This window comes from Flammeovirga sp. SubArs3 (genome assembly GCF_947387565.1).
GTDB classification, from domain to species: Bacteria; Bacteroidota; Bacteroidia; order Cytophagales; family Flammeovirgaceae; genus Flammeovirga; species Flammeovirga agarivorans.
In genome coordinates this window covers 882,649-896,731 of the sequence record NZ_CANDOA010000002.1, presented here as the reverse complement: position 1 = coordinate 896,731, position 14,083 = coordinate 882,649, and the positions used below count along the sequence as shown (strand labels likewise).

The 14,083-nt window shown below is 34.3% G+C and carries 11 protein-coding genes and 1 tRNA gene; 9 read left to right on the top strand and 3 right to left on the bottom strand.

All coding sequences use genetic code 11. The annotated features are described in order from the left end of the window. Window positions 1-65: 65 nt before the first annotated feature. On the bottom strand, window positions 66-2,105 hold the full coding sequence (locus QL232_RS08285; RefSeq protein WP_281613755.1) for a M3 family metallopeptidase: 2,040 nt from the start codon (window positions 2,103-2,105) through the stop codon (window positions 66-68). A 95-nt stretch (window positions 2,106-2,200) separates the two neighbouring features. Further along, window positions 2,201-2,773: a YqgE/AlgH family protein gene (locus tag QL232_RS08280; RefSeq protein WP_281613754.1), complete on the bottom strand. Its 573-nt coding sequence runs from the start codon at window positions 2,771-2,773 to the stop codon at window positions 2,201-2,203. A 296-nt stretch (window positions 2,774-3,069) separates the two neighbouring features. On the opposite strand from QL232_RS08280, the gene QL232_RS08275 reads away from it, so the two are divergent. The 5 genes from QL232_RS08275 (at window position 3,070) to QL232_RS08255 (ending at window position 9,074) form a co-directional block, all read left to right on the top strand. Next, a complete protein-coding gene (locus tag QL232_RS08275) occupies window positions 3,070-5,313 on the top strand; it encodes a UvrD-helicase domain-containing protein (protein ID WP_168881026.1) in 2,244 nt (747 codons plus the stop codon). Window positions 5,314-5,434: 121 nt separating this feature from the next. Then, window positions 5,435-6,544, top strand: a complete 1,110-nt coding sequence (locus QL232_RS08270) for a hypothetical protein (RefSeq protein ID WP_281613753.1) — start codon at window positions 5,435-5,437, stop codon at window positions 6,542-6,544. 2 nt (window positions 6,545-6,546) lie between these two features. After that, the gene (locus QL232_RS08265) at window positions 6,547-7,527 is read left to right on the top strand and encodes a YpdA family putative bacillithiol disulfide reductase (protein ID WP_281613752.1); all 981 of its coding nucleotides are present in this window, start codon (window positions 6,547-6,549) and stop codon (window positions 7,525-7,527) included. A gap of 8 nt (window positions 7,528-7,535) precedes the next feature. Next, window positions 7,536-8,246: an SDR family NAD(P)-dependent oxidoreductase gene (locus QL232_RS08260; protein WP_281613751.1), complete on the top strand. Its 711-nt coding sequence runs from the start codon at window positions 7,536-7,538 to the stop codon at window positions 8,244-8,246. 153 nt (window positions 8,247-8,399) lie between these two features. Next, window positions 8,400-9,074, top strand: coding sequence for a DUF6515 family protein (locus tag QL232_RS08255; RefSeq protein ID WP_281613750.1), 675 nt, complete (start codon window positions 8,400-8,402; stop codon window positions 9,072-9,074). 123 nt (window positions 9,075-9,197) lie between these two features. On the opposite strand, the gene QL232_RS08250 is transcribed toward QL232_RS08255, so the two are convergent. Beyond that, window positions 9,198-9,275 (bottom strand) — tRNA-OTHER (locus QL232_RS08250). Window positions 9,276-9,826: 551 nt separating this feature from the next. Between QL232_RS08250 and QL232_RS08245 the strand changes: the two genes are divergently transcribed. The 4 genes from QL232_RS08245 (at window position 9,827) to QL232_RS08230 (ending at window position 14,018) form a co-directional block, all read left to right on the top strand. After that, window positions 9,827-11,464, top strand: a complete 1,638-nt coding sequence (locus QL232_RS08245) for a HAMP domain-containing sensor histidine kinase (RefSeq protein ID WP_168881021.1) — start codon at window positions 9,827-9,829, stop codon at window positions 11,462-11,464. After that, window positions 11,457-12,164: a response regulator transcription factor gene (locus tag QL232_RS08240; RefSeq protein ID WP_168881020.1), complete on the top strand. Its 708-nt coding sequence runs from the start codon at window positions 11,457-11,459 to the stop codon at window positions 12,162-12,164. Before QL232_RS08245 ends, QL232_RS08240 begins: the two co-directional genes overlap by 8 nt. A gap of 255 nt (window positions 12,165-12,419) precedes the next feature. Next, window positions 12,420-13,355, top strand: coding sequence for a bifunctional methionine sulfoxide reductase B/A protein (locus QL232_RS08235; RefSeq protein WP_281613749.1), 936 nt, complete (start codon window positions 12,420-12,422; stop codon window positions 13,353-13,355). Window positions 13,356-13,448: 93 nt separating this feature from the next. Further along, on the top strand, window positions 13,449-14,018 hold the full coding sequence (locus QL232_RS08230; protein ID WP_281613748.1) for a hypothetical protein: 570 nt from the start codon (window positions 13,449-13,451) through the stop codon (window positions 14,016-14,018). Window positions 14,019-14,083: the final 65 nt, after the last annotated feature.

Genomic DNA, 14,083 nt, shown 5'->3' with positions numbered 1-14,083 from the left:
AAGAGCTAGCTCTTATTTGTTCAAACAATTTTTGTAATAAGTACAAAGGTAGCACATTTTTTTGTCTAGTTCAAAAGACCTGCTCGTCTTAATAAAGCATCTACCTTTGGTTCTTGACCTCTAAAACGCTTATAAAGTACCATTGGATCTTCGATTCCGCCTCTAGAAAGCACATTTTCTTTGAAACTATCTGCAGTTGCTTTATCGAAAATTCCTTTTTCTTTAAATAACTCAAAGGCATCTGCGTCTAATACTTCTGCCCATTTATATGAGTAATATCCTGCGGCGTATCCTCCCTGGAAAATATGAGAGAATGCTACACTCATGTTAACTCCTTCTACTTTTGCCATCGCATTTAATGATGTCGAGTCCATGGCTTCCTTCTCAAAGTCAGCAACATTATCCACTACCCCATCTGCTAATCTATGGTATCCCATATCTAACAAACCAAAGCTAACTTGACGCAATGTTTGATATCCTTCTAAGAAAGTTGAAGATGCTTTGATCTTATCAATCATTTCCTGAGGAATAGCTTCACCTGTTTCGTAGTGTTTTGCAAAAAGGTCTAATGTTTCTCTTTCATAACACCAATTTTCAAGAACCTGTGATGGTAATTCTACAAAATCCCAATAAACTGATGTTCCTGTTAAACTTTCATACTTCCCTTCTGCCAACATTCCATGCAATGCATGACCAAATTCATGGAACAATGTAGTTACTTCATTGAAAGTAAGTAACGATGGCTTTGTTTCTGTTGGCTTAGTGAAATTACATACAATAGATACATGTGGTCTTTGCTCTTCACCTTCTACAAAGCTTTGTCCTCTGAATGAAGTCATCCAAGCTCCACCTCTTTTTCCTTCTCTCGGGAAAAAGTCTGCATAGAAGACTGATATTAAGCGACCATTTTCATCTGTAACTTCATAAGTCATTACATCTTCATGGTATTTCTGAATATCCGTTCTTTCCTTGAAATTTAATCCATACAATTTATTAGATACATCAAAAACGCCGTTCAAAACATTTTCAAGTTTGAAATATGGCTTTAAAGCCTCATCGTCGATATCAAAACGTTCTTTTTTCAATTTCTCAGACCAGAATGCCCAGTCCCAACGTTGCACTTCTTCTGCTCCATTTGCTTTTGCATAAGCAATCACATCTTCTACTTCTTTTTCTGCCGCAGGGCGAGCTTTTTGCTGTAAATCATTTAAGAAATCAACAACAGCCTGTGGTGATGGAGCCATACGTTTCTCAAGAACATAATCTGCATAATTTTCAAAGCCAAGTAATTGTGCTTTCTCATTACGTAGACGTACTAATTTCTGTACAATTTCTTGGTTATCATTATCACCTCCATCAAAACAACGGCTACCAAATGCTCTAAATAATTCTTCTCTTAAGCTTTGGTTCTCCGCATAAGTCATGAATGGTATATAACTAGGATATTGTAATGTAAATACCCATTTACCTTCTTTTCCTTTCTCTTTTGCCGTCATGCTAGCTGCTTCTTTAATTGCATCAGGCAATCCTTTTAAATCAGCTTCATTGTCGACAACCATTTCGTAAGCATTTGTTGCCGCCAATACATGTTCACCAAAAGTAAGAGATAACTTTGATAGCTCAAGATCTACATTTCTTAGCTGTTCTTTTTTCTCTGTATCTAAAGCTGCCCCATTTAGAGCAAAGTCGCTATATGATTTTTCTAGTAATTTACTGTCTTCAGTAGACAGTGTTAACTGCTCTTTTTGATCGTATACAGCTTTTACCTTATCAAATAACTTTTCGTTCAGTAAAATATCATTACGAAGCCCACTTAATTTTGGAGAAACTTCTTGAGCAATCTTCTGAATTTCATCATTTGTTTCTGCTGAATTCAGATTAAAAAAGATACTACTTATTTTTCCTAAAAGATCAGAACAGTGCTCTAATGCAACGATTGTATTATCAAAAGTTGGTGCATCTGTACTGCTTTCAATTTTTTGAATATTTTCTTTTGCTTCAACTATTGCTTGTTCAAATGCTGGTAGAAAGTGTTCTTCTTTGATTTCAGTAAAAGGGGCCGTTCCAAACGGTGTATTAAAAGGTTTTAATAAAGGATTTTGCATTCTATATGTAAAGTAAAGTTTTGTTCTAAAAAATTGTAGCCTCCAACTGCTCTGAGTCAAAGGCTACACAATATCGTATACTATATGATAAAAATCTAGTTCATTCTAATATTCTTAGGTGCATTTGCAAACACTTTGTATTTGCCACCCATGTTATACAAAACATGTTGCCATAGCGTATCAACAGGTTCATCAAGAATATTGTTTAATTTCATATTCGAAACTACCCAAGAATCTTCTCTTAACTCGCCTCTAAGCTGCTTTTCTTCCCAACCGGCGTATCCCATAAAGAAGCGACAATTGTTGGCATTAAGTAGGCCTTTATGATTTAATTCTTTGATTTCATCATAATTCCCTCCCCAATACAAACCGTCTTTTAGAGGTATTGCGTTAGTCACATCTTTAAATTTATGGATGTAATGTAATGTATCCTGTTCTACTGGACCTCCGACGTATATTGGGCTATCTATTTCAAGCCTACTTTCCACCTCCTCGATCGTAACTAAAGAAGGTTTATTTAAAATTAGACCAAAAGACCCTTCCACTTCATCATGTTCACACACAATGATCACTGATCGTTCAAAATTACGATCTTTCATAAATGGTTCTGAGATAAGTAAATCACCATTTCCGATGGGTCTATTTCCAAAATTGATAGTAAAATCCATAGCAGTAAAGTCTAGATAGACAATTTTCAATACATCTTAAGCATTAATTTTTTCAAGCGATTGCATTACATTCATAATTTCTAAATATCATCCAATAAACCAAAATAAATAAGCAAGAAATTGAAATTGTAATATACTTTTCATAAAAAAGCCTAATAAAAGGTCACGATATAGAGAACTTTTTTAATTGAATTTTGTTTGTGCATCTTTTTAACGAAAAATGCCAAATTGATTAAAAAAGTAACAAAATTGATTGTAAATTAGCATTTCAGAATGAAGAGATCATAAATATTAAGATGGATTATTTAGAAGGATTAAACCCACCACAGCGAGAAGCTGTTGTGAATATGGACGGCCCAATGATGATTATTGCAGGTGCTGGATCTGGTAAAACAAGAGTTTTAACCTATAAGATTGCTCACTTGATCAATAATGGCGTTGAGCCTTTCAATATACTTTCATTGACCTTTACCAATAAGGCTTCTAGAGAAATGAAGGAGCGTATTGTTGAAGCTGTTGGTGATGATGCAAAAAACTTATGGATGGGTACTTTCCACTCTGTTTTTGCTCGTATCCTTCGTTTTGAAGCCGAAAAACTAGGTTATCAATCCAATTTTACCATCTATGATACTGAAGATGCTAAATCGGTCATAAAAGGGGTCGTAAAAGACTTCCGTTTAGACGATAAGCTATATAAGCCTAATGTTGTTTTATCTAGAATTTCTAGTGCCAAAAATAACTTAGTATCATGGAGAGCCTATGAACAAAATAATGATCTTCGACTAGAAGATGAGGCAAGCGGTAGACCTAAGATTTTTGAAATTTATAAAGAATATGCCATCCGTTGTTTTAGAGCCAACGCCATGGACTTCGATGATCTTCTCTTTAATACCAATGTACTTCTTCATCAGCATTTAGATGTTTTGAACAAATACCAAAATAAGTTCAAATACGTCATGATTGATGAGTTTCAAGACACCAACATCTCTCAATATTATATCACAAGAAAATTAGCGGCAAGAAACCGTAATATTTGTGTGGTAGGAGACGATGCACAATCCATCTATGCATTTAGAGGGGCCAATATTCAAAACATTCTGAACTTTGAAAAAGATTACCCTGAGTTGAAAGTCATCAAACTAGAGCAAAATTATCGTTCTACACAGACTATTGTTGAAGCAGCCAATTCGGTAATTGCTCACAACAAAAATCAACTAGAGAAAAATACATTTACACAAAATGCTATTGGTGATCGAATTGAAGTTATTCGCTCTCCATCTGATTTAGAAGAAGCTAGATCTGTTGCTCAGAGTATTCAACAAGCCATTATAAAAGATCATATCCCTGCTAGTGATATCGCTATTTTATACCGTACCAACTCACAATCAAGAGCATTGGAGGAAGCTTTAGTTAAACTCTCCATCAAAGCTCAGATTTTCGGAGGTCTCTCTTTCTACCAAAGAAAAGAGATCAAAGATATGATCGCTTATCTGAAGTTTGTGACCAACCCTAAGGATGAGGAAGCATTTAAGCGTATCATCAACTACCCTAAAAGAGGTATTGGAACAACTACCGTCAACAACTTATTTGTGAAGGCGGCAGAAAATAAATTAGGTATCTGGGATGTTGTATCAAATATTCGACAATTTTTTGGCGGAAGGGTAGCTACTCAGGTAGAGAACTTCGCGAATATGATTAAGGTTTTCCAAATGCAATCAGAACAGAAGAATGCATTTGAAACTGCCTCATTTATTGCCAAAAATTCTGGTATTCTTAGAGAGCTTTACGAAGACAAAACTCCAGAAGGAAAAAACCGTTATGACAACCTTCAAGAATTGCTTAACGGTATTCAGGGTTTTACAGATGATCCAGAGAAAGAAGATAAAAGTCTTGTTACCTACCTTGAAGAGATTTCTTTGATCACCACTCAAGACAAGGAAGACGTAAGTGATGCCATTACCTTAATGACCATTCATATGTCTAAAGGTTTGGAGTATGATTATGTCTATCTAGTGGGTATGGAAGAAAACCTTTTCCCATCTCAAATGATGCTGGAGACTAGAGAAGATCTAGAAGAGGAAAGAAGATTATTCTATGTTGCCATCACAAGAGCCAAGCAAAAGCTATACATGTCATACGCATTGCAAAGATATCGTTTTGGTAAACAGATTATGTGTGATCCCTCTCGCTTTATAGATGAAATTTCTCCTCAATATATCAGTATGAGAAGAAGTTCAATCAATGAAGACTTAGGACCAGGAAGTGTACCTGGCTTCTCCAACTTTAGATCTCTACGTCAGCAACCATCGAATTTCACTAAGAAAGTTGTTAAACCAAAAGATGACCGTCCTTTTGTTCCTTCGAAAACAGATAATCTCGCTGCTGGAATTAAAGTGCGTCATATGAAGTTTGGTGACGGCATTGTTGAAAAACTTTCAGAAGAAGGATTAGATCGCAGAGCTATTATTGCTTTTGAAGAAGTAGGAAAGAAAACATTGATTCTTACATTCGCAAAATTGATGATACTTGAAGACGAATAAGAAAATTCGCCTTAAAAAATTGATTATATTTAAGACTTAAACAGTCACTTGATCCCACAGTTAAGCGCTGTGGGATTTTTTAGTATTCACTTTACTACCTAACATTGAGAACCTCAAACTTATGAGAACATTATCAATTGTCGTTTTTTTTGGATGTCTATTTATTAGTAAGATAACTCATGCCCAAGAAATTACTCCTCCCAGTTATTTCTTAGAGTTTATGGAGGAAAACCCTGATAAATTTCACCTTACCTACAATGATAATTTTGGACGTTTAATAAAATGGAATGATGATGAACTAAGTACAGTGGGTGGACTAGTTTATTGGATTTATGTACTTGAATATGTTAGACAGGTAAATAATGGTAACTTCTCTCCTACTGAAAGAGTGAAATTAGATGAGTTGGAAAAATTCGATGCCAATTCTAATAAGATGAAAATATGGCATGATTACCTACATCACAACCGAAAATTATTAAAGGAAAAAGTAAGAATTAGAGAGGTAGTAAGCGGATTAATCAATTTTACTACAGATGCAAACAGTGACTATTTAATGAGTTTGCTTTCTATAGATTCTGTTCAGCAAGCTGTACGAACTTTTCATATGCATAACACTACAGCTTTGTTTCCTATGTCTTCTGCTATCATCTATGCTCACAACCCCTATCAGGAAGAAGAAAATGCTTTTGTCAATAAGCTAAAAAGTGAAAACCTACAGGAGTTTAGACAACATACATTTCAGATGTTCGATACTTTAACACATGACTCTACAGGTTTAGTAAAAGCAAGTTTTCAATTTAGGCCTGATAAACACAAAAAATATGCTGCTCTTCTTACTGACAGACTTCCTCTGGGACTCGTATCAGATTACAACCTTCTGATGCAAAAGATCAATGAAAGAAGCAATGATATTTTTTGGGGTGATATGGCTGAGGAATGGAAAAAAGCAGTTGAAGCTCCCTTAATGTCTTCCAAAGTAATGCAAGAACACTATAAACATTGTGGAAGGCTTGTTTATTCTACTGTCAACTCTGTTTCCATTACATTATATGGAACATTTAAAGATGGTAAAAGAGCACAATTAACAGCCACTTTCGACGACTTAACTGAAACAGAACATATCGATTTAGCTTTAGCAATTAACGATTTTGGTTTCTCCATTTTTGAGAACAAAGAGTACTTTAATCAGTTAAAACAAAAGATTGAAATTATTCGCCTTAAGAAGAAATAAAAATGATATACGATAGCATTATTATTGGAGGAGGTCCAATAGGTATGGCCTGTGGAATTGAGGCAAAAAAAAGGGACCTGAATTATCTGATCATCGAAAAGGGATGTTTAGTCAACTCTTTATATAATTACCCTGTCAACATGACCTTCTTTTCTACATCGGAAAAGTTGGAAATTGGAGGAGCTCCATTTGTTTCTCACAATCATCGACCTGTAAGAAGAGAAGCATTAGAATATTATCGCAGAGTACAAACCACTTGGGATCTAAATATGCATCTGTTTGAAACCGTTTTAGATGTACAACCCCACTCTGTAAAAGATCTTATTTATGAAGTAAAAACATCAAAAGGAACATACCTCACTAAAACTGTGACTGTTGCTACCGGTTTTTACGACATCCCCAATTTAATGCATGTACCCGGTGAGGATTTACCAAAAGTAAAGCATTACTACGACGACCCTCATCTGTATTCCTTCACTGAGGTTGCAGTTATTGGTAGTGCCAATTCTGCTATCGATTGTGCCTTAGAAACCTACAGAAAAGGAGCTAATGTAACGCTTATCATTAGGGAACCTGAAATAAACGACAGAGTTAAATATTGGGTTAAACCTGATATTGAAAACCGCATCAAAGAAGGTAGCATCAAGTGTTATTTTCAAAGTGAAGTAAAAGAGATCACATCAACTGAGATTATCTTCTACAGTCATTTAGAGGAAAAAGAAATCAGAATAAAGAATGATTTTGTTTTAGCCATGACGGGTTATCAACCTAATTTCGACTTTTTACAACGTATTGGTATAAAACTATCAGAAGATCAAATCAAACAACCCGAATATAATGCGGAAACACATGAAACCAATATGGAAAATGTATACCTAGCCGGTGTTGTTTGTGGAGGTATGAAAACCAACTCATGGTTTATAGAAAATTCAAGAGTTCATGCCGAATATATTTATGATAATATTACAAAGAAACTGAAGTAACTAAACGAATGAAAAATATATTAATTACAGGAAGTAGCAAAGGCCTCGGTCATGGATTTGTTGAATACTTCTTAAATCAGAAAGCAACAGTTTATGGTGTAAGTAGAAACACTCCCAATGATCTCACAGGAGCAGAGTTATACCATCATCAAAATATTGATTTAGGTAATTTTGAATCTATTGAAAGTGGTTTAAAAGAGTTATTATCTGATGTAAAAGAAGTAGATACCGTAGTTTTAAACGCAGGCCTTTTAGGTGAAATAAAAGGGATATCTGACGCTAATATTGAGGAAATGAAACACCTTATGGATGTTAACCTATGGGCTAATAAAGTAGTTTTAGATACAATATATGGTTTGGGTATAGATGTAAAGCAGGTGGTCGCTATTTCTTCTGGTGCTTCTGTAAATGGTAACAAAGGTTGGTCTGGCTATTCGCTTTCCAAAGCAGCATTAAACATGTTGGTTAAACTGTATGCTGTTGAATACCAAAAGACACATTATACAGCACTTGCACCCGGATTAATCGATACAGGCATGCAAGATTACTTATGTGAAAAAGTAAACCATGAGGAATTCCCTAGTATGGAACGACTTAAAGCTGCGAGAGGTACTGAAGTAATGCCAAAACCAAAAGAAGCTGCAGAAAACATTGCTAGTATTTTACCTAAACTTCTTGAACACACTTCAGGAAGTTATCAAGATGTAAGGAAGCTTTAAGCTTCCTTTTTTTATATCAATTTCTTATTACTCTCTATCAGTAAATAATTTATTTTCTGTTACAGATTAAACATTTCAAAAAAAACTACAAACTACTTAACTCTTTTCTTATTTCAAACCGTATGTGTTGGTATCAATCAAAATTTATCAACCATGCAATTCTTAAAAAAAAATATACATACAATTTTAGGAGTAGTTAGCCTGTTTTGTATTAGTCATACCTCTTCTGCACAAGTATATTTGCATAGAGGAGCAACTGTTACAAGAGCTTATCCATATCATTCAACGGCTGTGGTACATACTGGCCCTACTTTTATACATACAGGTCCTACATTTGTTGCACATCCAGTTTATCATCCTGTATATGTAGGTGCTCCTGTCTGGGGACCTTATTGGCATCCTGTTGGATATACCGCAGCAACTATTGCAGCAACTGCAATTGTTGTACATGCGATAGATGAAAACAACCAGAAAAAAGATTACTATTGCGATAATGGCGTGTATTACGAAAAACAATCCAATGGTAAATATAAAGTAGTAGCAGCACCTATTGGGTCTACCATAAAAAGCTTACCCAAAGGTTCGGTAACCTTAATTATTGAAGGAAGAACATATTACTATTATGCAGGAAACTATTATCAGAACAATGGAAAAGAATATACTGTAATTACTGCACCACAAGGAGCTGTAGTTAATCAATTACCTGAAGGAACTAAAACTGAGATTGTTAACGGAGAAACGTATTATGTATGCAATGGCATTTGGTATTCAGCAATGCCTCAACAAAATGGAACATCAAACTATGCGGTAACTACTCCTAAGAATTAAGCAAAATAAATCCCCATTTCATACACTAATTAGAATGAAATGGGGATTATTAGAAAATAAAAAAAAGGCTCGTAAAACAAGCCTTCTTTTTCGCTATTTCTCATTGCTACTTTCTACTATGAGAGCAAAAAATGGGAGTCGAACCCATATCTTAATCATATTTATGAATTTGATTACGCTCTACCGTTGAGCTATTTTCACTGATAAAACAATTATTTGCTTTCATTGGTTATTGTTTCTTTTACAATTATACAAATATGTATAAAGTATACATAGCGATTTAGACCGTTGAATTGCTAACAAGTTTAAACAAAGACAACCCAAGAGTTTAACAGACTTAAAAACAGAATCTTACCCTATTTTAACACTGTTTTAAAAATGTTTAAGATATGTAATTCTTTCTTAATTCCCCCTCAATAAATCCCGCTAGAAATAATGCTAAAGCCTATTTAAAGGCCTACTACATCTTTTTTAAAATTTTATATCAATTTTCACATACATATATAAGTACGCAGTGTTGAGTGCATTACTTACAAATTCTTTAAATAAGAAACGTTAAATCGTCAATAAACTGTAAAACATTTTATTTCTTTGTGAAAATACTTTTAATGAGTATTTCAATAAATAGCTGCGTTAGAAATGGGCTTTAGGCCTAATAACAAAGCTTTTTTTATTCGTTTTTATTTAGCTACTTTGTTTACCTTGAAACAAAAAAGGTATGTTAGCACCTCAACATACTATCATATAATAATATGACTAGAAGACGACTCATTACCATAATCACTTTAATGTGTATCGCCATGTTTGGCTTGGCATCTTTACAATATTATTGGATTAAAGAAGCTATCTCGGAGAGAAAAAGTCATTTTGAACAAGAAATTGGAGAATTGTTGACCAATGTTGTTAAGCGTTTAGAACAACAAGAAGTTTTACAAGTGACCAAAAGGTTTCTGGATGACATTTCTGTCACGAATAGTGATGTCAATGTAAAATATGACTCCGTAAAACAACAGGCTTACTGGACAAGCAAGCAAAACATAAATATCAGTCAAACAATCAGTTCTGATAAGTTAGCAAAACAAGGTATAGCTTATAAGGTTCAAGAAAAGGCCGTTATCAAAAAAACAGGTACAGCAACAAAAACCGTATTATCGGATATCGAAGGTGCAAAGTACGGTATCACAGATTCTACAGAAAACAAGCATATAGTTAGTAATATCACCTCAGATTCTACTGCTAGAAAGCGATTAGACATCGCTATGGATCTTATTATGAAGAAAACAGACTTAGTGAATCAGGTTGTTTCTGAAATGATCCTAGCCGAAAATACAATGTTACAAGACAGAGTAAATTTTGGTATGCTGGACTCCCTTCTAAAACAGGAAATGATTCATAAAGGTATACGAACTGATTATGATTTTGCCGTGTTACAAAGGGAAGGTGATCGGGAGACCGTTATTATGAGTAGCAATGTAGAACGTAATGCAACTATAATTGCAAGTGCGTATCATATTACGCTTTTCCCTAAAGACGTTTTTGATAATTCTAACACTTTGTTTGTGCAATTCCCTGAAGAAAGGAAGTTTTTAATCAGTAAAATGAGGTTTGTCCTCTTCTCCTCTTTAGGATTTATTTTGTTAACACTTCTTACTTTTGTGTTCGCAGCACGAACTATCATAGAGCAAAAACGTATTTCAGAAATAACGAATGATTTTATTTCGAACATGACACACGAACTAAAGACACCAATTGCTACTGTAGCCCTCGCCACAGAAGCCCTAATGGATCCAGATGTTCAGAAGATGCCAAGTATTTCCGGAAGGTATCTCGGTGTTATTAAAGATGAAAATCAGCGTCTCAGCAGACAAGTAGAAAGAGTTCTACAAATTGCTAGAATTGAACGAGGAGATTTTAAATTAAAAATGGTTGATGTAGACCTCCAAAAGACCATGCAAGTGGCTTACGACAATACATTAATTAAGATTGAAGATCGAGGCGGTGAATTATCTTTCAATTGGGCTGCAGGAGATGTAAAAGTTACAGGCGATGAGTTACATTTATCTAATATTATTTTTAACTTGTTAGATAATGCTAATAAGTATTCCCCAGACGCCCCAAAAATTGACCTTTCAGCTATCAGAAAGGGTGATAATTTGGAAATTCATATTAAAGATGAAGGTCAAGGAATACCAAAAGAACATATCAGTAAAATCTTCGATAAGTTTTACAGAGTTCCTACAGGAAATGTACACAATGTAAAAGGATTCGGTTTAGGTTTAAGTTATGTGAAAAATATCGTCGAAGCACACAAAGGCAATATTAAATGCAAGAGTGAGCTCGGCAAAGGAAGTGAATTTATAATACAACTACCAATATCTGAAAATGGATAAAACTAGAATTTTACTTGCAGAGGATGATCCTAATTTAGGAATGTTATTAACAGAGTATTTAGAAGTTAAAAACTTTGAAGTTACTCGTGCACAAGACGGGGAAGAAGCATTAAGAGCCTACCAAGACGGCGATCATGACTTATGTATTTTTGATGTTATGATGCCTAAAATGGATGGTTATACATTAGCTGAACGTATCCGTAAATCAGATGTTGATATTCCTATCTTCTTCCTTACTGCAAAGTCAATGAAAGAAGATACTCTTAGAGGATTTGAAGTGGGTGCTGATGATTACATCACAAAGCCTTTCAGTATGGAAGAGCTTTTAGCGCGTATTACTTCTATTCTTCGTAGAACTAAAAGTAAAACTGATTCGAAAGAGAAACAAACTATTTTCGAAATTGGTAAATTTACATTCGATTTCAACGCTCAAATGTTGAAATACAATGAAGACGGTTCTGAGCAAAGATTAACTTCAAAAGAATCTGCTTTATTGCGTTTATTGGCTATCCATAAAAATGAAATTATGGACAGATCATTAGCATTAAAGAAAATTTGGTTAGACGATAACTACTTCAACTCAAGAAGTATGGACGTTTATATCACAAAGCTTAGAAAATTCTTAAAACCTGACGATAATTTACGTATCGTAAATGTTCACGGTCAAGGTTTCAAATTAGTAGAATTAGGAGCAGAATAATCCTCTGTTATTCTGAATAAAAATATTAAAGCCATGTTGATTCTTTCAGCATGGCATTTTTATTTTATCAAAAATCTATTTATTGATGTTTGCACCTACAACCTGTTATTTAGGTTGATGCTTTAGGGTATAAATAGTGTTAAAATCAAATGGATTTAAAACAAATGTGAACTATGCCACATTTGGATAATGTAGACTTCCTTAAAATTGTAACATTATTAAGATAAAAATACATTATCACAAAACATTACACCTATGAAAACACTTATCAAATTACTTATATTACTACTCATTAGTTCGGTATCAATATTAGCTCAAGATATGAAAGATAAATCTACTTGGAATTCATTAAATGATTTCGAAAAATATGTCATTGTCAATAAAGGAACTGAACGTCCGGGAACAGGCATATATGATGAACATTTTGAAGACGGTGTATATACATGTAAGCGTTGTAACGCTCCATTATATAAGTCTGATGATAAATTTGATGCACACTGTGGTTGGCCTGCCTTTGATGATGAAATTGAAGGAGCCATTAAAAGAGAAACAGATAAAGACGGTCGAAGAACTGAGATATTATGTGCCAATTGTGATGCACACTTAGGGCATGTTTTTGAAGGAGAAAGACTAACAGATAAAAACGTTAGACATTGTGTCAATTCAGTTTCTTTAAACTTTACACCTACAGCGGAAGCAGATAAGAAAGAAGAAAATGTTGCCATCTTTGCAGGAGGTTGCTTTTGGGGGGTAGAATACTTCTTTGCTGAACTTCCTGGTGTTACCTCTACTTCTGTTGGATATACCGGAGGAAAGAAAAATAACCCTTCCTATAAAGAAGTATGTTACACAGATACCGGCCATGCGGAAGCACTTAAAGTTACTTATGACCCTAACAAGGTTTCTTATGAAGAGTTAGCTAGGTTATTCTTTGAAATACATGACCCTACTCAAGTGAACCGTCAGGGGCCAGATGTAGGAACACAATATAGATCAGAAGTCTTTTATATGAATCAATATCAAAAAGACATCGCTGAGAAATTAATTAATGAATTAAAGGAAAAAGGATTTAAAGTAGCTACAAAAGTAACTATGGCAGATACTTTCTGGGATGCAGAAGAATACCATCAAATGTATTATTTCAAACATCAGAAGAAGCCTTATTGTCACATAAAGATCGACAGATTTTAACCAGTTATAATAGCATTATCATCAAATGACTTTCAAAAAGCAGCTGTATTTATTAATATACAGCTGCTTTATTTTTTAACTAGGAATATGAAAATGGAAGAATATCACTTAATCATTGATTGTGGAAGTACAAAAACAATACACATAGCTGAAATACTTGAAGCTGAAAATTTACCTTGGGTGATTAGAAAACTCGATGAACTTCTTCCTATTCATTACCAGCAAGCAAAAAAAATATTGATCAGTGGTGCACCTATCCTACTTTCCAAAGTGGATAACCAGCCATATCTAGAAAAACTATCCTTCTTAAGAGATATTAATATTCCTGTATTTGGGATTTGCTTTGGCCATCAGATGTTAGGATTACTTGACGGTGGAGAGGTATCCTTAACCACAGAAGCTAGAGCTGAGGAAACAATACATCAGCTTGTTCCAGAAGATCCGATATTTAATGGTATAGATCAAAATGCTCTTTTTCATGAGGATCACTGTGAAAGTGTTTCTCTCCCCAATGGGTTTATAAAGTTAGCAGAATCCAATAGTTGTGATAATGAATGTATGAAACATAAGCAAAAACCATGGTATGGAGTACAATTCCATCCAGAGGTTACTGAGGGGGTGGGACACCTGCTTATAAAAAATTGGTTACATCTTTGTTCTTAGTAATCTGAAAATAGATTAAACCATAGTTTGTAAGAAACTTTTTGATGAATTAACTACGACGAAAC